The organism is Microbacterium sp. SORGH_AS_0888 (assembly GCF_030818905.1).
Taxonomy (GTDB): Bacteria; Actinomycetota; Actinomycetes; order Actinomycetales; family Microbacteriaceae; genus Microbacterium.
The window spans coordinates 2,608,474-2,626,465 of sequence record NZ_JAUTAZ010000001.1 but is presented as its reverse complement, the minus strand read 5'-3'; the positions used below and the strand labels follow the sequence as shown (position 1 = coordinate 2,626,465).

Below are 17,992 nucleotides of genomic sequence, written 5' to 3'. Positions count from 1 at the left end.
CCCATGCATGTCACCCCGCTCGTCTGGATCATCACGATCGCCGTCACGATCGTGTTCTTCGTCTACGAGTTCTTCGCGCACGTCCGCAAGCCCCATGAGCCGAGCGTCGGCGAGTCGGCTCGCTGGTCCGCGTTCTACATCGGCCTCGCGCTGCTGTTCGGCGTCGGGATCGGCCTCGTCAGCGGCTGGACCTACGGCGGCGAGTACTTCGCGGGCTACCTGACCGAGAAGGCGCTGTCGATCGACAACCTCTTCGTCTTCCTCATCGTCATGACCGGCTTCGCCGTCCCCAAGGCCTACCAGCAGAAGGTCCTGCTCATCGGGATCGTGATCGCGCTCATCATGCGCGGCGTGTTCATCGCTCTCGGGGCCGCGCTGATCGAGAACTACGCGTGGATCTTCTACATCTTCGGCGCGCTGCTGCTGGTGCTCGCCTGGCGTCAGGTCGCCAGCCACGGCAAGGAGCCCGACCCCACGCGGAACCTGTTCGTGCGGGCGGCGCGCCGCATCCTGCCCATCACCGACGACTACCACGGCGACCGTCTCTCGACCCGCATCGACGGCAAGCGGTTCTTCACGCCGATGCTGCTCACGATCGTCGCGATCGGGTTCATCGACCTGGTCTTCGCGTTCGACTCGATCCCCGCGATCTACGGCCTGACCAGCGAGGCGTACATCGTCTTCACGGCGAACGCCTTCGCGCTCATGGGCCTGCGCCAGCTGTTCTTCCTGGTCGGGGGGCTCCTGGAGCGGCTCGTCTACCTCGCCCAGGGGCTCGCGGTCATCCTCGCGTTCATCGGCGTGAAGCTCCTCCTCCACGCGCTGCACGTGAACGAGGTCCCCTTCATCAACGGCGGTCAGGGTGTCGCCTGGGCGCCGGAGATCCCGATCTGGTTCTCCCTGCTGTTCATCGGCGCGACGATCGCGATCGCCACCGTCGCGAGCCTGGCCAAGACCCGTCGAGACGCACGACGCGAGGAGCCCTCGAGCCACGCGTGACCCGCCTCAGGCGATGAGGCGCTCCACACGGGCGAGCAGGTCGCGGGGCGAGAACGGCTTGGTCATGTAATCGTCCGCCCCCGCGGCGCGGGCGCGCTCGACGTCGGCGTCGCGGGCACGGGCGGTGAGCATCATGATCTTCGTGCCGGCGAACGCCGCGTGCGCCCGGAGCTCCTCGCACACCTCGATACCGGTCTTCACCGGCATCATCCAGTCGAGGATGATGACGTCGGGCGCCCGCTCATGCGCGGCCGCGACACCGGCCTGACCGTCGGGCGCGACGACCACATCATGCCCCGACGCCGACAGGCGGAAGCTGATCAGCCCCGCGACATCCGCATCGTCCTCCACCACGAGAATGCTCGCCATCATCCGTCTCCCTGAACGCGCCGACCCCCTTGTGATCGACCGTACCGGTCCGCGGCGGTCTCCTCTGCCCCCTTGTGCATACGTCGCCGGAACCTGGACGCACTACGGTCATCTCATGCACATCCCCCTGGTGCACGCGGACCTCGCGTCCGCGGAGCAACGGCAACGGATCGCGCCGCTCTGGTCGTGGCCTCTCATCGCGCTCGTCCTGGTGGCCGTCGCCTACGCCAGCGTCCTGCTCTCCGGCCCCGATGCCAGCGTCTCCCTGTGGTGGCCGGCGGCGGGGCTCGGCGTGTGCTTCGCCCTCAGAGCAGAGCGACGCCGCCTGCCGGCCGCGCTCGCGGTCATCGGACTCTGCACGCTCGTGGCCGAGCTCGCCGGCGGCCGGGGAGCGCCCCTCGCCGTCCCCTATGGTCTCATCAGCGCTGTCGAGGTCGCCGTCGTCATCCTCGTGCTCCGCCCGGGGGCGCAGGGGTTCCGCCTGCGGACGACCCGCGACGCGTCGCGGCTCGTGGTCGCCGCTCTCACGGCCGCACTGATCACCGGAGCGCTCATCAGCACGACGACGCTGCTCCTGAAAGGCACCGAGTTCGGCCAGACGCTCGTCAACACGTTCGCCGCGCACCTCGCGGCGCTCCTGCTGATCACGCCCTTGGCGGCGCTTCCGCCCGGCTCTCTCGATCGCCTGCCCCGGGTCGAGTCGCTCGCGCAGGCCACCGTCCTGGTCGCATCGATCCCGCTCGCGTTCCTGCCGGGCAGCTTCCTGCCGCTCGCAACACTGCCGTTCGCGTTCATCGTGTGGGGTGCGGCCCGACTGCCGGCGGCACTCGCCCTCGGCGAGGCGCTCTTCCTCGCGAGCGCCTCACTGCTGCTCACGGCGATCCTCGGCCCGCCGAGCTACATCTCGATCCTCGACGCGCGGGAGATGGCGCTCGTCATCGAGGCCTACATGATCACGATCGCGGTGTTCACGATCATGCTGGTCACGACCCGCTACGAGGCGCGGGCGGCGATGGCGACCGCGACGAGCGCGTCGCAGCTGCTCTCGGGCGGTCTCGTCGACTCCCAGGTCGGGCTGGTGATCGCGCAGCAGGAGGCGGACGGCATCATCATCGTCTGGGCGAACCGGTCCGCGTTCCACATGCTGAACGACGAGCTGAGCGAGGATCGCACGTGGTCCGGTCCGCTCGCGAGGAACGCGGTGGCCTCGATGACCGAGCACGTGCAGACGGTGTACGAGAAGCCCGAGGGCGGCGTCATCAGCGTCCTCGCCCACCCGATCCCCGATCAGGGCGGCCGGTTCTCCACCCAGCTCGTCGATGTCACCGCGAGCGTGCGGATGACGCGCGCACGCGAGGCGGCGGAGCAGGCGCGCGCCGCGGCCCGCACCGCCCTCGCCGAGCTGGAGCGGCAGCGCGACGACCTGATCGCCACCACCAGCCACGAGCTGCGGACGCCCATCACGAGCATCGCCGGCTACACCGAGCTGCTGCAGGAGTCGGACCGTCTCTCCGCGCAGGAACGATCCTGGGTCGAGATCGTCGGGCGCAACACGGAACGGCTCTCCGAGCTCGTCGAAGACCTCCTGACGCTCGGCAACGCCTCGGACGCATCGGCCAGCGACATCCGCGCGGTGACACTGACCGAGCTCGCGACGCGCTCGGTCGAGGCGCACCGCTCGGCCGCCGAGGCCAAGGGGCTCTCCCTGCGCGTCGAGACGGACCCGGCGCTCATCGTGCACGGACCGGCCGCCGACCTTCGCCGGGCCGTGGGCAACCTCGTCGCCAACGCCGTGACGTTCACCCCGCCCGGCGGCACGGTCCGTATCTGGTCGGACACCGAGGACGGGCGGATCGCGCTGCGGATCACGGACACCGGACCCGGGATGTCGCCCGCGACGCTCGCGCACGCGTTCGACCGGTTCTATCGCGGGGCGGAGGCGGCGATCGCCAACGCGCCGGGGACCGGACTCGGCCTCCCGATCGCGGAGCGGCTGATGGCACGCAACGAAGGCGCGATCCTGCTGGAGTCCCTTCCGGGCGGCGGTCTCACGGCGAGCGTCGTCTTCCGCGACCCGACGCCTGCGGAGTGATTATCTCCGGCCCGCGCGACGATCGAGGCCGGGCGGATACGGAATAGTTGGCTTGTGGACAAGCGGATGTATCCCGTCCGCCAGGCGCTGAGCTCCGCCCTGGCGCAGATCGAGGACGCCCGCGGCATGTACCCGGATGGCCCCGTCGTGCTCGCACTCGACGCGCTGCAGGACGCGGTCAGCCAGCTGTGCGACCTCGTCCAGGATCTCGAGGAGGAGCGCCGCCCACCACGAAACGGTTACGTGCGCACCCGACCGCACAGGAACTGAGGTCAGAGGATCGCGTTCAGGTAGCTGACGATCGCCGCGAAGACGAGGAGTCCGACGCCGATCGCGAGCAAGGCCACGCCGATGTAGACGAGCCACCTTCCGCGGGGCCGGTTCGGGTCCGGGATACCGTCTCGGGTCATGCGGAGCATGCTAGCGGGAAACCGTGAACCGCGCGTTTCGCGCGGGTCATACTCACCTCGACGAGCCGTGTCAAGGCCCCTGCAGCAGTCCGGAGCGAGCCGGATACTTGAGCCAGCAACACCGCATGCCGAGAGTGTTCGGGTCACTCCAAGCGAGCGAAGGCGTGGCGAGGCGCGAGCCCCACGCACGAGGTCCCTCTCCGGTCCCCCAGCCGGAGGGGGACCTCTGCTGTGCACCAGGGGCGTCGGCGCGGTACAGTCTCAGCGGTAGATCCGCCAAACCCTGGGCCTCGGCATGGTGCGTCCCGCATCGTGCCCGGGCTGGCGGCGCCCGCGGCCTCCGGCATCCACCCCCTGCGCCGGAGGCCGCTTCCGCTTTCGACGGCACGGCTCCCGGCGGGGATCACTCCCCCCGCGGGGAGCGGATCACTCCCGCGTGCGGAGCGCGACGACGGCGATCACGGTCATGAACGACGCCGTCACCGCCAGGAACAGCCCGACGCCGACGGCACGGACGGTCTCGGCGCCGAAGGCATCGGCGCCGACCACGAGGGCGGCGCCCCACGCCGACAGGAGCACGAGGCCGACTGTCGCGAGAGAGACGACGAGGATCTGTACGCCACGAAACATGAGGACTCCCTTGTCCACGGTGCTCGATGAGTGGTGCAGGTGTGGTGGTGCTCTTGGCGCATGAGCATACGACATCCGCCACATGTGTGTTATTCGAACCCCGCCCAAATGAAAGTTTGGGCGGGGTTCTCACATATGTGCCGTTCTGACGTGTCTGGAAGCTCAGCAGGGCGGCCTCAGGGTTCCAGCGCCGCTCAGGACGGTTGCCCCACTCTTCGACGGGGACGAGGTGTTCATCGGTGCCGGTGGCCGCAAGCGGCGCGCCGAACACCTCGTGCTGCTTCGGTGGCATGAGCATCGCGACCTCGCGCACCTCGGTGGTAATCGATGCATCCCTCGACAGGATGCCCGCGAACAGCTCCTGTACTTCTGCATGCTCTACTGAGCCGTCTTCCCCGATGAACAGCTTCTTGAACAGCCCCTGGTTGAGGAGTCTGCGCTCGGACGCCAGTGCGCGGCTGTACTGCTCGCCGCAGAGTCGAGCGACTTCGAGGGCGCGTTCCAGTTGTTCGTCGAGCTGTTCGAGGGCTTGCTCGGCGGTAGCGATCTGTCGAGCAGCCGCATCCACTTCTCGGGTCGTGCGATCCATCTCCTGCTTCAGCAGGTCCAGAGGCACCGCTCCGGCGTAGTGCGCCTGCAGCAAGGAGGCCTGCTCGTTTTTCAATACAGCGTGCCGTCTCCGAGCCTCACCAAGAGTGAACGTGGCGTCGGCTTGGCTCTTCTCTAGCTCGTCGCGGACGACGTGGCGGATGGCGTCGACCCGCTCGGCGGAGAAGTGGAGGCTGCGGTAGAAGTCCTCAACCCCATCCTCAATCCGGGGGAGGCTGACGTACTTTCTCGTGCAGGGCGCAGCCTTTGCTCGGCGACCGATGCAGAAGAAGTACTCGTAGATGCCGCCCTTGCCCCTGTTCTGGCTGTAGATCAGTCGGTTGCCGCACTCCCCGCAGTAGATGGTCCCCTTGAGGTAGTGCGGATGCTTGCGGTCCTTCTCCCCAGCGGTGTTGTGCGCCGCCAGAATGTCTTGAACCCGCAGCCAGAGGTTCCTGGCGATGAGCGGAGGGTGCGAGCCCTCGTAGTAGCCGCCGTTGTAGACGACGATGCCGACGTAGTACGGGCTGGAGAGCAGTCGGTGGAGCGTCGGGGCCGTGATGGGTCGACTCGGACGGTCTTGTCGTCCCCGGTTGCGAAGCCCTCGTGCTTCCAGAGCCACGACGAGCCGTTGGAGGCTCCAGTTGCCGGTTGCGTACTCCTCGAATGCCCATCGGATGTGGGGAGCCCGTTCTTCGTCGATCTCGATCCAACGTATGTCGGCGCGTCCTTCCTTGCGCTGCTTGTTCACGTAGCCGAGAGGTGCCAGCCCCGGGGTGCCGCCCTCTTTGAGCTTGGTGGTGATGCCCTTGTGCACCTCGGCGGCGAGGTTGTTCGAGTAGTAGGCGGCGACGCCGCGCATGAACTGGAGGTTGAGGAGCCCCTGTGGCGTCTCGTCGATGTACTCGGTGACCGACACCAACGTCGTCTTCGTTGCTTCCCGCGCCTCGTCGACGACGTAATCGACTTTGGGGGAGCGGCTGAGTCGGTCGAGCTTGTGCACGATGATGTGCGTGATGTTACGTTCGGCGAGGTCGGTGAGCATCTCCTTGAACCGTTTCCGATTCGTCGTCGTGCCGCTCTTTCCGGGGTCGATGTAGACGTCCACGATCTCGAGGTCGTGTTCTCGCGCGTACCGCTCACAGGCCTCGCGCTGGTAGGGGATCGAGAAGCCGTCTTGGCCACCGCCCATCCGGGCCTGCTCCTCCGTAGACACGCGGGCATACACGGCGGCGCGGCCGCGTCTGCTCTTCAGAGCTTGCGCACGTGGCGTCAAGATCGGTGCGGCAGTAGGCGTCTCGCCGTCTCGGAGGCGCTGTACGAGGTCGGTGTGTGCGCCGACGTAGAGTGAGCGTCGCTCCTTCTTTCGAGGGAAGACTGGTCCGGGGTCCGCGGAGACCCCTTGGTGGTCCGCATCGTAGGAAGGCCCGGCGCCGGTGCTGTCCTCGTCGCCCATGATGTGCGCTTCCTCACTTGTCGATGCATCCTCGAAATCACGGGACCATAGCAGGTCGCCCCTCGGCCCGTGGTTGGTCTCGTTAGTTGTATTGGTTCCTATGGCTGACTCCTTTCCGGCTGGTGCCGTGGTCAGTGGACCACGAAACGCATTTATATGCAAGTGAATGGAATTTTCGTTCAGTGAGCACCCCTTTTGGGAGACTTCTCAAGCCGAAGAGAGCGTGCCCCGTCGATGCGTGCGAGGGCGAGCTTGGCGTAGTCGGGGTTCAGCTCGATGCCCTGCCAGTCACGGCCAAGGTTCTCTGCGGCGATGGCGGTCGTGCCGGAGCCCATGAATGGGTCGAGCACGACTCCCTGTTGAGGAAGCGCGTCCGGACATTCGCACGTCTGACGTAGGGCCCCGCGAACAGCAGCAGCACCGAGCTTTCGGATCAGGCCTCGTTTCCATGGGGATCCACACAGTGCGCAGATCCCCTCAGGACATCCGGCACGAACACACTGCTCCGCAAGAGTGATGGGGAAGGTGGCATGGTGGTCCCCCTTCCACGCACTGACCGGGATCATCCAGACGTCGCCCGGATTCTTACCGAGGTCATGCCCGACCTTGCCGAGTGCGCGGTTGCGCTTCAAGCCGTCACCGCGGTCACCGTGCTTGCCTTGCCACGAGTCTGGGCCAGTGCGTCCGGGGAGTGTGTCTCGTCGCTTGGGTGGCCGGGTGAGGTGCGGCACACGTACGGCGTCGAGGTCGAAGAAGTACGTGGGCGACTTGGTGAAGACGTAGACGACTTCCCACTGATTACGCAGACGATCGTTGACCGCGGTCGGGAGGCCGTTCGGCTTCGCCCAGATGACCTTGTTCCGTAGTACCCAGCCCGATTCGACCATTGCGATCGCGAGTCGCTCTGGTCCGAGCAGCAGGCTCTTCTTCGGGGCGCCGTTGCCGGGGGTTCGAGAGTAGCTGTCTCCGACGTTGAGCCAGAGCGTCCCCGAGGGCTTCAGCACATCCTTCAGTGGCTCGACGACCCGGAGCATGTTGTCGACCCAGCCCTGAACGTTCCCCTCGTTGCCGAGCTGGTCAGCCATGCCGTAGTCGCGCAGGGCGTTGGCGTACGGAGGGCTGGTGAGCACCATGTCGACGGACTCGGGTGGGAGCGTCCTGAGCGTCGAGGCGGCATCGCCGATCAGAAGCCGTGGATCCTCACTAGGCATGATCTACCCCGCTCTCTGCGGTGAGGGTCTTGACGAGCTTCTGGGGCGTCGAGAAGGCATGGAGCGCCATCGTTACTCGGGCCGTGCGTCCCAACTGCTTCTGGATGCGACTGAGTCGGCTCTCGCTCGACGCGAGCCAGAGCACCTGGGGGAAGCCGCCCGAGCGCTTCTCCTCGATGCCGGTTCGCCAGTAGGACTCGTAGACGCCGGCCTTCTTGACGATAGTCTTGAGCGACTCCGTCGCGCGGTCATACTCCCCGAAGATCAACGTCTCCCAGTCCACGTGCGCGGCGACGACCGCGAAGAAGTCGGGCTTGAGGGTGATGAGCTGCCCGCCGATGCCGGGGAACGGACGCCAGCAGCGGGGCTCCGTTGTGAAGTCGATGAGGCGCAGCGTTCCGGCCCGCTCGGCTTCGATGAGGTCGAGATGGATGTCAGCGATGCCGAGTTCGTGCTCGAGGAACGCCGTCGACGGGACGCGCACTCGTCGGTCCGGCTCGCCGCTCGATACCAGGCGTTCGCCAACGGGCGTCAGGTGCCAGACGTGCTGCGACGATCCACCGCTGACGCCGCCGAGGTTCCGGGGGAGGGCGCTCAGGATGCCGTAGCTCCTCAGTTTCGCGAGGACGCGGCGTGCACTACGGGCACCACTTAGCGGCGTCGCGTGGTCGGCGAAGTGCCATCGTTCGATGTGTCTGGTGCTGAGGAAGCGGTGCTGTTTCAAGGTGGCGATGATGCGGAAGTCCCGTGCCGTCAGGCTCATGCGGATTTCGTCGAGCCGCAGTTTGCCGACGCGGCCTGCTTGGGCTGTTGCCGTCATGCCGAAGGCATGACTGTCGATCCCTTGATCGGCTGGTTCGGCAGTATTTGAGCGGGGTCGACTGAGGTCGAGGGGGAGCCGATCGGTAGAGCGATCGGCTGATCCGTTTCTCGCTTCCGGTTGATCTTCTTGTTCTAGTTCTGAGTTCATGGTCACGGTGAAGGGGTCTCCTGTTTAGAGGTTGTTGGTGGGACGTGGGCGGCGACCGATCCCTGGTGGTGGTCTGCCGTCATCGCCTGGCGTGACATCACCGGCGTCGTAGAGTTCCGCGACGGCGCGGTCAACTTCCTCTGGGGCGATCCCGTAGCGGCGGTGGCTCTCGGCCGCGATTTCCGACGCATCGCCGAGCGGATCAGGCAGCTTGATCGTGCGGCCTGAAACGAACGTCTGGGTCTTTCCCTGTTCGTAGAGGGCGGCGTAGATGTGGAACTGCTCCAGGCTCATGAGATCGATAGCCTCAAGCTCGGGGGAGTGTCGGGAAAGGCTGACGGCATCGTCGGCTCCGAGCTGGAAGTACACCCGGCTGCGGACGGAGCCGGTGACCACCTCGCGAAGCTCTTTAGTGAGCTGTGCCATGACCTGATTAGCCAGAACGAACCCGGCGCCGTAGCCGCGGAACAACGTCAAGGCTTCGGCGAAGTCCTGCGTGCCGTGGGTGAAGTGGTGCCACTCGTCGACCGTCACCATGACCGGGTGCCGCTTCTCCGCCGGAACCACGGCCCGCTCGTTGATCGCCCCGAAGGCCTCATGTAGGAGGAGTGAGCCGAGCAGCGCCACCCCCTGCGTACCGAGCTGCGCCTTGGGCAGCGGAGCCAGGAGCACCTTCTTCTCCTTGCCGAACACCTGCCGGACATCGAACTTCGGCTCGGCTTGGCCGAGGCAACGGCGGAACGAAGGCCGCAGGAGGAGCTGGCGAAGTCGCACGAGTACGGGTGCCACCAGTTGCGCCCGTGCCTGTTCGCTCCTGGCTTCGAACTCCGCCCAGTACGCCTGGAGGAAGACGTCGCCCGACGCGTTAGCCACCACCTTGCGGCGGAACTTCGGGTCGGACAGGAGCAGCGGCAGCATGAGCAGCGTCGCCCCCGGGTAGTGGACAAGGGAGAGTAGCGCGGCATTGAGCAGATCCCTCGTGGTGATGCCGATCACGTCGGAGAGCACGGAGCTGAAGATGCTTACGAGCCCGTCAACGACGACTTCCGGGGATCGTCCGTTCAGACGCAGTGGGTTGAGGCCGATGATGCCGTCCTCCGAGAAGAGGTCGAGGTATACCAGTCGGTCACGCTGCTCCGGCTCGATTCTGGCGGCGATAGAGGTGCACAAATCGACCTTTGGTTCCAGCACCAGGGCGGCTTTGCCCTGATTCACCCACTGGACGACGAGCTGAGCGGCGGCGTCGGACTTCCCGACGCCGACCGGCCCTAGGAGGGCGATACCCCGTAGCACCGCGTCGTCACCGAGTGTGATCGGCTCGGAGTGGCCCGGTGCGGTTGAGTGCGCAAGCACGAGCCTGTTCTTCCCCGTCGGCATAGTGATCGTCGGCGCGAGCTGAACAGGGTGCAGTGGGGGAAGCCCTGGAAGTTCATCCCCTATGGGAAGGCCGCTAAGAGCTGCTGCCTCGCGAACGGTTAGCCGGAGTGGCCACAGGAGCGGGCGGGTTGCGTCATCGAACGACCGCGGAGACGACCCGTGAACTCTGAGGTGTACGCCTGGCGCTTCCAGGCGGCGAAGAGCGGCGTGGAGATGACGGAGGAGCACTCTTGTTCGTTCCGGCGAATCAGCAGTAGCTCCGAGCCGGACGGTGGCTGCGAAGCCGGGTTCGTGCTGCTTCACTCGAAGCTGTTCCGCAACGAGTGGCTCGGGATGAACCGGTGAGCGATCCAGAAGGGTATCGAGGAGGCCGACGGGCTGGAGATCCTTCGAAAAGGTGACGCCGCGAAGCCGAGGGCCAACGACGACTTGCAGTGCAAGGAACTCCCCGTTCTTTACGTCGCTGAGGGCTCGGTACAACTCCCTGGTCGAGAGTGTGAGCGCATCGGGGACGAACGCCCGATTCGCGGGGCGAACGGTGACCGCCTGTGCATGGCTGGCAGGGTGGCGGTCAGGAGCCTCAACAGCCGCTGCGTCAAGTAGACGAGTCGTGGCGTGCACGACATCAGCACGAGCGTGGAGCAGTAGATGGATACCCTGCGGGTCACCTCGAAGTTCAAAGACCAGGTGTGCGTGTGTGGCCTCGTGGACGACCCGCCGAACCATTTCGAGGGCCGTTGCCTCGTCGAGAGGTCGCTTGACGATGAGTTGCCGCCACACGAGTGGAGGTGGGGTTCTCATTGCTCATCCTCCGCGTCGGTGTCGGTCTCCACGGACATTGCTGGCTCCTCACGGAGTTGTCGTGCGGCGATGGCGAGTACGGCACGGGCCACTTTCCGGAGAGCCATGTCGTCTCGCGGTGGTCGATCCTCGGTTCCAAGTACACGAACCCTTGGTTCTTCTTTCTCTTTCATGTGCCCTCCCTTCCTCGCCGATGAAACGTCGATGCTCCGATCAAGGAGCGCGCGAATACTGCCTCACGAGACCCATGGGGCCGATGAGGAGACGAATGGATTAGTTGATCTACGGGGCGAACGAGACGCCCGATTCACGCGCCGCAGCTAAAAAGGCGCTGTGAATTCGAGGCACAGTATGGGCAAGAGTTCCCTCGGCGTAAACTGTCCGATCGGTACTGTAGAAAACTTCACAACAGCGACTGGAACATCGCCCTGCACCCGATCATGACCTGGTTTAGCGCCACCGATTCCGGAGTGTGATAAATACAACAATGATCACGAAGATGACGGCGGCGATGATGCTCAGCTGCCACCAGACGGCAGCGATGAGTTCGATGGCGGTGTTGATGGCCCAGGCCAGAAACAACACCGCCAGGGCCAGCAAGAACAACCGCTTCGCCAGCCCTGGCGAGTTGTCAGTCATGGTTCACCTACTCCCGAAGCTTCCGGGCCTGACGTTCCATTTGCTCGCTGACCTGCTGGGCGTCCATTCGGATAGCATCGGCGATCCGGGCTGCCCGCATCTCAACGCCACGCAGTTCCAGGTCCAACCGCTTTTGCAGTTGCTCGCGCCTTGACTCCGGTAACCTTTCGAGCCAGTTCACGAAATGGAAGCCGAGGACTACAAAGAACGGCGATGCGCCGATTAGCGGTCCAACTATCAGCCAGGGAGACACGACTACAGCCCTTGATCGAGGCGGGACATCGTTCGCTCCCCGAACGCGGTGAGCATCCGGCCGAACAGCGCTGCTCCGCTAGGGTTTCGCGTGGCGTGCCCTTCGGCTTCAACGAGCAGCCGTGCTGCTTCATTCATGCCGATGCGAACGAGGTTGGCGTCCTGCTGGATCGCCGCCGCGGTCACGATGCTGTTCAACGTGATCCGTTCGATTTCACGACGAGCAAGGCGGGCGTTCGGACTGTTCGACCACATTGGAAGCTGGTTGCCGCCGAGGGAGCGCATGATGTCTGACATTGGTGTTTCCTCTCTTTGAGAGGGGTCGACCCGGTTCTGTGCCGTCGAGCCGACCCCGGGTGGTTAGTTCGGGTACGGCTCGAAGAAGTCCTTAATCGCCTCTTCGGTCACGCCGTACTTGCGTAGAATGGCGGTGATGGCATCGCGTTCATCGTCAAAATCGAAAATCAACATGTCGGCCTCAATACGGAGCTTTGTGGTGCGGTGGTGCCGCCCGGGCGGCTCGGAGCTGATCAACTGATACAAGACGTACTCGCCGTGTGGGTGATGCTCCAAGCAATGACAAGATGACGTCCAGATGACGTGAATTTGTGCGCAGATGACAGTCGAAATGACGTCTGAAAAGGAAAAGCTCCGTTCCGGATGTCCGGAACGGAGCGGTGGCTCAGATGGATGAATGTCGTTCTTCTTGCTGCTGACCGAAGCCGGTGTTACCTCAAAGTGGCAGCACGTGCTCGGTCGTAGGTGTTCCTGTCGAGTGCCGGGTGACTGAGTTCCAGCTCGTCGTCCAGCAACGGGACCGATAGGTCGACCAGTCCCTTGGTGTAGTTCTTGATCTCGTCCTGGGTCCAGTCGCCGTTCTCGTCCGCGTAGTCGCGTCCGAAGCGATCACGTCGGAGTTGGTCGGCGATGCTGATGACTGCGAGGAGCCAGGTCTCGTACGTCGGGCAGGACAACACGGCGTTACCTTCGATCAGCCAGCCGAGCAGGTAGTCCAGGATGCAGGTGGGCTGCTTGCCCGCCTGCAGTTCCCGTCCGATGACGGTGTTCGCGATTTCCTTGCCGTCTTCTGCTGTCAGCCAGTAGATGAACCACTTGGCTGGGTCCCAATCCGACTGGTAGGCCAGTCGGTAATCCTTCATGTGAGCCAAGGTGGGCTCCTTTCGATGAGGAGCCACCTCCAGTGCGTATTATAACATAACGATAATCATTGTCAATAGCATCGCGGCGCTACACTTCACCTATGGGCCGGGCGGAAGACGCGGAACTGATCGAAGCGTGCCGCATTGACGTACGTAGCCTCCTCGGCGGTACGAGAGTCGAAGACCTGCCTGAACTCAATCGTGTCGTCGCGGAGGTTGCCGCACAGGCCGTTTCCGGCATCACGTGGACAACCGCATCGACCTTCAATGCCATTGAGCAATTGGTAGAATCGGTTGACGACCTGGAAACTGCGCGACCGGGAGTTTGGGCCGCGAAAGTGCTTCTTGGCTACAGTATGGCTCCGCGCGAAGACGACCCGGTGCCGGGGCACCCGCAAGGTTTCACGCTAGCCAAGCTCCGAAGCAAAGAACTCAAGAACACAAAGGCTTCATTCTCGAGAAGCATTGATCTGCGCCGCGCCTACGTACTTCCGATCTTTGGCCTTACGTCAGTCGCAAATCTTCGTGAGGATCGCAAGCCTTCGAGTGGTATAACACCCCTTCTGGACGAATTTGCGGCTGAACTGATCGCGCTCGTTCGGCAACGAGCGAGCGAATTTGGCGCCGAGCAAGACGCTCCTGATATTGGGGATGAGGAGGGCTATGTGCCACGGGCCATCGACGAAGAAGTTTTCATTCCCCGTTTTGCAAGTGACAAACGTCGTGATGCTCTCGTTCTTGTCTATATGCACCAACGGGAGCTAGCGAAGATCCTCACGGCCTTCGAGCTCGTGGTTGTCTCGGTCCACAACTCGATAGAATTCACATGGTCTTATGGTCAAGTCTGGCAACTTGAGCAACACCGTCGGGCGCTTCGAAGGTTGAACCAGAATCGTGAATGGCGCGGGGAAGCTCTAGTTCATTTTGCCCGGATCGTATGGTGGATTCATGGAACGAAGTGCGTCTCCGAAGACACTTCGAGTGCTACATTTCGGCTGCGGGAGCTTTGGACACGTATCGAGTCCCTGTGGCCGGATACGCTAGGCGAAGCGGCAGTTCTGCGGAGGATTGGAGATTCAGTCGATAGCTTCCTGCAATTCAAGTCGAGTGCAAAGCATCAAGCTGATTTTGATATCATCGAACGCCTTTGGGCGAATGAAGTCTTTGCAACCGGACTCGTGGGCGCGAGAAATTCGTGGGCGAGATTACGTCGGTCGAGTGCTCTTAGGCTTGAATTGCTTGGGTTGGTAGCTACGTCAGCCTTCTTGGCGAAGGAGATTCTGGGCACTCCGACTCGGCCAGAAGATTCCTTCCTTCGCGATGTGATCTCGCTGACGAAGAAAATCCAGAAGGCGGATGGTTCATGGTGGTTCGAGCCAAGGCCTGAGCTCTCGACGGAGGCAGCTGTTTCGCGAATTCAAGAGGTCATTGAGTTATCTGGCGAACAATTGGAAGGCATGCTGTGGCCGTGGCCTCTCTCGGACTCACCGCCAAGCTGACACATCCGGCGCCCCCGCCGGTATCAGCTCCGTTACCTCGACGTGCAGCACGTTGCTCAGTGCCACCAACGTGTAGAGCGACGGGTTCGCCGTCACCTCTGGTCGTGACAGCCCCTTCTCAAGCTGCGCGTACGTTGCCCTCGTGATGCCTGCTGCGGCTGCCAGTTGCTCCTGACTCAGGCCCGCCTCGATACGGCGGCGGTGTAGCTCTAGACCGAGCTTGCGGACGTAGGGAGCCCACTCGGGAGGGGGAACGCGCTTGGCCATCCCTCCACGGTCTGCGTCGCTGAACTCGCGGTGGATGATAATTTATGCATAATGGATCGTGCCTGAAGCATCTTAGAGCTGCCTCCGTATCCGCTGACGGCTTCCTGAACGCTCCACCCCCGCTTGTGTCTCTGGAGATCCTGTCATGACCCGACCTCGCCGTCGCCTCCGCCGTATATCCGCCCTTCTTGTTGCCGCTCTGCTCGCCGGAGCGGGCGTACTCTCTGCCTCATCAACTGCCCTTGCTGCCAGTGGCGAGGATGTAGCGCCATCGCCAAGCTCGACGCCGGTTCAGGGCCTGACCACCACGGCGTGGAACCTGGCGGCGTCCACCGGCGCAGACGGGGACACGACAGTCTCCTTCAAATACGCCCTCCGCGACGGCTTCACGGATGGCTGGGTCTACCCCTACGTCTACCCGGGCACCGATGTCGACCACGGTGGCTATCTCTTCACGGACACCCTCCACCTCACGACACCCGGTGACCAGGACTACGCGCACACGCTTGACCTTGCCCCCGGTGACTACACGCTTCGCGTCATCGGTAACGTCGAGTGCGGGGGAGACTGCAACGGCGAACTCCCGATCGCCGACAACTACCACTTCACCATCACCGGCCCCTCGCAGCCCGACTCAACTCCGGCTGTGACACCGAGTGTCAACGTTGCCTGTGTTGAAGGTTCACCGGTCGCAACCGTGACTCTCACTGTCGCCTCGGTCCCCTCCGTCGCCACGCGCAACTCTGTGAATGGCGGCTGGGATATCGGTGTTTACGACGTGCTGAACTACCAGCCTCTGCAGGCCGACAAGCCGATCGTGTACAACATCTCACCCGGCACCTACACCTTCACGGGCCCGGTTCCGGTTGGAAGCTTCCAGTGGTACATCGACTCGAACGACTACATCCTGGACGAGTTCACCATCTCGGCCGACAGCTGCTCCACGCCGACCCCGACGCCAACTCCGAGCCGGACGGCAACGCCGACCGCGTCGCTCTCGACCACCAGCGTCGCCCCGGATGGCCGCGTCACCGTCACCGCCAGCGGCCTGGCACCGAGCGAATCCGTTGAACTCTGGCTGCACTCCACGCCGATCAAGCTGTGGGCAGGCGCCGTGAACGCAGATGGCACGCTGACGCAGACCGTCACCATCCCGACCGGCATCGACATCGGCAAGCACCAGATCGAGGTCCGCGGTGCTACGAGTGGGTCGCTCTGGCTCGACCTCACCGTCGTCGACCAACTGGCTGTCACGGGCTTCGATCCGGTTGCTGCCAGCATCGGGGGTGGCAGTGGACTGCTGCTGCTCAGCGCCGGAATCGCTCTACTGCTGCTGATTCGTCGCCGCCAGGCTCGGCAGTCGTGATCGCCTACGCGGCCGAAGAAGGCTCGGTGAGCTTCCATGCCGACCCCGCTTGGATGCTGCTCGTCGTGATCTGTGGACTGTTCAGCCTCGCTGCTCTCGTGCTCTCGATCGTGGGCATCGTGCGCGGGAGCCGTCGGCGTCGGCTCCTGGTGTCCATCTTCGGGTGGGCGGGCGTGGCCTTCGCGCTCTTCGCAGCGCTGGCGCTGGTGTCGTTTCCGATAGCGCTCGTCGGCTCATTCCCGTTCGTGCTGTTCGCGCCGTTCGTCGCGCTGCTGTCGATCATTGGGCTGGTCGGGGGAATCCTGTCAGTTACGTTCTCTCTCAAGGAGCCCGCACCCGTCAGGGCCTGAATGGATCGACCGCGAAACGCCTGCCACGTTTGTCACTGCAAGAAGAGCTGACCCCTCCACTTACGAGGGGCCGGCTCTTCTCTTGTTATGGCGTGATGAGTTTCAAGACCGTGTCTAAGGCCGTCATCAGCTGACGGATGCTCTCAGGGCTGAGGCGAAAGCCACGCTCGCGGTCTTCACCAGGGCCGAACGTGATCCATGGTGTGCTCGATGTGACGTGCTGTTCGAGGAGCACGTTCAGTTCTAGTACGTCGACGTCGTGACGCCATATGTCCCCAGTGAAGTAGCTCCAGTACTCGACAACGGCTACCCCGACGATGGTGCTTTCGTGCCACTGATCCTCGGGAGCGGTATGGCTCTCGTGGTCAGCAACGCACCACGCGGGACAGCCACCTCTGTCGGGGGACTCTTCCAGATCAGCCCGCGATGTCACACCTATCTCCCTCACCTCTGTTTCCCTCGGTGGGAACGTGGGTGGGGGAGCGTAGCGGACGAGGAACTGGCCCAGACGTCAAGACCTAGTGGTGACCAATCGGTGAGGCACTTTCGATCCCCGACATGGCCGCCGATGACCACCCCGGAGGCTCTGGGCATCCACAGAGTGTCTAGTTCACTGTGATCTGGGGCTCGATCCGACGGTGACGATTGTCGACAACGCGCTGTCGTTCGTGCGGAGCGGGTGGCGCTGGATGGTGTCATCGTGGCTCTGTCGGTTTGAGTGCTGAGCTATCGCCGACGTCGATTCCGATCGTGAACATTCGAATGGCGGACACACTTGCGAACGCAATGGCACGGCGTGCCTGCACCGCTTCGGCTCTATTTCGGGGGGGGGCGACGCGGCGGTCGTGGGATCGGACTTGTGACCGGCGACCTGCCGTGTGAGGCAATGTGTCATCCCGCGGACGTCTCCGACCCCAGGTACTTTGAGGTGCCGTGGCTGCCTTGGCGAAGCACTTGAGTGCGCGTCCGTGGCGAGTGTGGACGGCGATCGTGACCACGCGATGATCATCTGCTTGTCGCGCGGCTTGGCGCAACGCTGTCCAAGACTCGATCGGCGAAACGCCGGATAGGAAACTTAGAAAACTTTGTGTCGGTGGTGGGGTGTATCCTGGATGATGAGTCCAGTGAAGGGAGTGTACCGATGGGTTTCGAAGTCTTCGACAAGCGCATGGCGCCGCTAGCCAAAGCGCCCAGCGTGACGATACAGAAGAGGGGGATCTTCTCGATCAACCGTGCGGCGCACAACTTGATCGGCGCGCCCGACACGGTTGAGCTTCTGTTCGACCGTGACGCCCGGATCATCGCCATGAAGCCGTCCAGTGAACCGCACGCGTATGCCATTCGCCCCCAAACGGCGAGTGGAACCGGGCAGGTGATTCTGTCAGCCACGGCCTTCACTCAGTACTACGACGTCGACACGGACGTTAGTCGTCGGTACAAGCCCTACGAGCAAGATGGCTTGCTGTGCATCGATCTGAAGGGCCCGAGCATCGAGGTCATCGGGAACCGTTCGAAACAGGAGGACGACTCAGACGAGCTATAGAAGTTTGGCCTGA

19 protein-coding genes are annotated in these 17,992 nt (G+C 63.6%); 8 read left to right on the top strand and 11 right to left on the bottom strand.

All coding sequences use genetic code 11. The annotated features are described in order from the left end of the window. Positions 1-3: 3 nt before the first annotated feature. Positions 4-999, top strand: coding sequence for a TerC family protein (locus QE381_RS12750; RefSeq protein WP_307218705.1), 996 nt, complete (start codon positions 4-6; stop codon positions 997-999). A 6-nt stretch (positions 1,000-1,005) separates the two neighbouring features. Here the strand turns inward: QE381_RS12750 and QE381_RS12745 are convergent, their stop codons facing one another. Continuing rightward, positions 1,006-1,371, bottom strand: coding sequence for a response regulator transcription factor (locus QE381_RS12745; protein WP_307218703.1), 366 nt, complete (start codon positions 1,369-1,371; stop codon positions 1,006-1,008). Positions 1,372-1,483: 112 nt separating this feature from the next. Between QE381_RS12745 and QE381_RS12740 the strand changes: the two genes are divergently transcribed. Together QE381_RS12740 and QE381_RS12735 are read left to right on the top strand one after the other, a co-directional pair. Then, positions 1,484-3,460, top strand: coding sequence for an ATP-binding protein (locus QE381_RS12740; protein WP_307218702.1), 1,977 nt, complete (start codon positions 1,484-1,486; stop codon positions 3,458-3,460). A 66-nt stretch (positions 3,461-3,526) separates the two neighbouring features. Further along, the gene (locus QE381_RS12735) at positions 3,527-3,730 is read left to right on the top strand and encodes a hypothetical protein (RefSeq protein ID WP_307218701.1); all 204 of its coding nucleotides are present in this window, start codon (positions 3,527-3,529) and stop codon (positions 3,728-3,730) included. Positions 3,731-3,732: 2 nt separating this feature from the next. Here QE381_RS12735 and QE381_RS12730 read toward each other — a convergent pair whose 3' ends face one another. The 5 genes from QE381_RS12730 to QE381_RS12710 all read right to left on the bottom strand — a co-directional run bounded on the left by QE381_RS12730 (position 3,733) and on the right by QE381_RS12710 (position 10,903). After that, positions 3,733-3,870 carry a hypothetical protein gene (locus QE381_RS12730; RefSeq protein WP_307218699.1) on the bottom strand — a complete coding sequence of 46 codons (138 nt, stop codon included), beginning with the start codon at positions 3,868-3,870 and terminating at the stop codon, positions 3,733-3,735. Between the two features lie 403 nt (positions 3,871-4,273). After that, entirely contained in the window at positions 4,274-6,544 is a 2,271-nt protein-coding gene (locus QE381_RS12725; RefSeq protein ID WP_307218697.1) for a recombinase family protein, read from the bottom strand. A 179-nt stretch (positions 6,545-6,723) separates the two neighbouring features. Next, on the bottom strand, positions 6,724-7,677 hold the full coding sequence (locus tag QE381_RS12720; protein ID WP_307218696.1) for a site-specific DNA-methyltransferase: 954 nt from the start codon (positions 7,675-7,677) through the stop codon (positions 6,724-6,726). 70 nt (positions 7,678-7,747) lie between these two features. Further along, the gene (locus QE381_RS12715; RefSeq protein ID WP_307218693.1) at positions 7,748-8,575 is read right to left on the bottom strand and encodes a replication-relaxation family protein; all 828 of its coding nucleotides are present in this window, start codon (positions 8,573-8,575) and stop codon (positions 7,748-7,750) included. 174 nt (positions 8,576-8,749) lie between these two features. Further along, positions 8,750-10,903 carry a hypothetical protein gene (locus tag QE381_RS12710; RefSeq protein WP_307218691.1) on the bottom strand — a complete coding sequence of 718 codons (2,154 nt, stop codon included), beginning with the start codon at positions 10,901-10,903 and terminating at the stop codon, positions 8,750-8,752. 487 nt (positions 10,904-11,390) lie between these two features. Between QE381_RS12710 and QE381_RS12705 the strand changes: the two genes are divergently transcribed. Further along, positions 11,391-11,696 carry a hypothetical protein gene (locus QE381_RS12705; protein WP_307218689.1) on the top strand — a complete coding sequence of 102 codons (306 nt, stop codon included), beginning with the start codon at positions 11,391-11,393 and terminating at the stop codon, positions 11,694-11,696. A 101-nt stretch (positions 11,697-11,797) separates the two neighbouring features. Here QE381_RS12705 and QE381_RS12700 read toward each other — a convergent pair whose 3' ends face one another. From QE381_RS12700 to QE381_RS12690, 3 genes are all read right to left on the bottom strand, one after another. Next, positions 11,798-12,091, bottom strand: a complete 294-nt coding sequence (locus QE381_RS12700; RefSeq protein WP_307218688.1) for a hypothetical protein — start codon at positions 12,089-12,091, stop codon at positions 11,798-11,800. A 63-nt stretch (positions 12,092-12,154) separates the two neighbouring features. Next, the gene (locus QE381_RS12695; RefSeq protein WP_307218686.1) at positions 12,155-12,337 is read right to left on the bottom strand and encodes a hypothetical protein; all 183 of its coding nucleotides are present in this window, start codon (positions 12,335-12,337) and stop codon (positions 12,155-12,157) included. Positions 12,338-12,522: 185 nt separating this feature from the next. Further along, the gene (locus tag QE381_RS12690; RefSeq protein WP_307218685.1) at positions 12,523-12,963 is read right to left on the bottom strand and encodes a hypothetical protein; all 441 of its coding nucleotides are present in this window, start codon (positions 12,961-12,963) and stop codon (positions 12,523-12,525) included. 92 nt (positions 12,964-13,055) lie between these two features. Here QE381_RS12690 and QE381_RS12685 point away from each other — a divergent pair, with 92 nt between their 5' ends. Beyond that, positions 13,056-14,453: a hypothetical protein gene (locus QE381_RS12685; RefSeq protein WP_307218683.1), complete on the top strand. Its 1,398-nt coding sequence runs from the start codon at positions 13,056-13,058 to the stop codon at positions 14,451-14,453. Here QE381_RS12685 and QE381_RS12680 read toward each other — a convergent pair. Beyond that, positions 14,439-14,720: a helix-turn-helix transcriptional regulator gene (locus tag QE381_RS12680; RefSeq protein ID WP_307218681.1), complete on the bottom strand. Its 282-nt coding sequence runs from the start codon at positions 14,718-14,720 to the stop codon at positions 14,439-14,441. The genes QE381_RS12685 and QE381_RS12680 overlap by 15 nt on opposite strands. 145 nt (positions 14,721-14,865) lie before the next feature. Here QE381_RS12680 and QE381_RS12675 point away from each other — a divergent pair, with 145 nt between their 5' ends. After that, complete coding sequence (locus QE381_RS12675) at positions 14,866-16,086, top strand: hypothetical protein (RefSeq protein WP_307218680.1); 1,221 nt, start codon at positions 14,866-14,868, stop codon at positions 16,084-16,086. Beyond that, on the top strand, positions 16,083-16,436 hold the full coding sequence (locus QE381_RS12670; protein ID WP_307218679.1) for a hypothetical protein: 354 nt from the start codon (positions 16,083-16,085) through the stop codon (positions 16,434-16,436). Before QE381_RS12675 ends, QE381_RS12670 begins: the two co-directional genes overlap by 4 nt. An 85-nt stretch (positions 16,437-16,521) precedes the next feature. Here the strand turns inward: QE381_RS12670 and QE381_RS17925 are convergent, their stop codons facing one another. Further along, entirely contained in the window at positions 16,522-16,869 is a 348-nt protein-coding gene (locus tag QE381_RS17925) for a hypothetical protein (RefSeq protein ID WP_373426991.1), read from the bottom strand. A gap of 708 nt (positions 16,870-17,577) precedes the next feature. Between QE381_RS17925 and QE381_RS12665 the strand changes: the two genes are divergently transcribed. Then, positions 17,578-17,979, top strand: coding sequence for a hypothetical protein (locus QE381_RS12665; RefSeq protein ID WP_307218678.1), 402 nt, complete (start codon positions 17,578-17,580; stop codon positions 17,977-17,979). Positions 17,980-17,992: the final 13 nt, after the last annotated feature.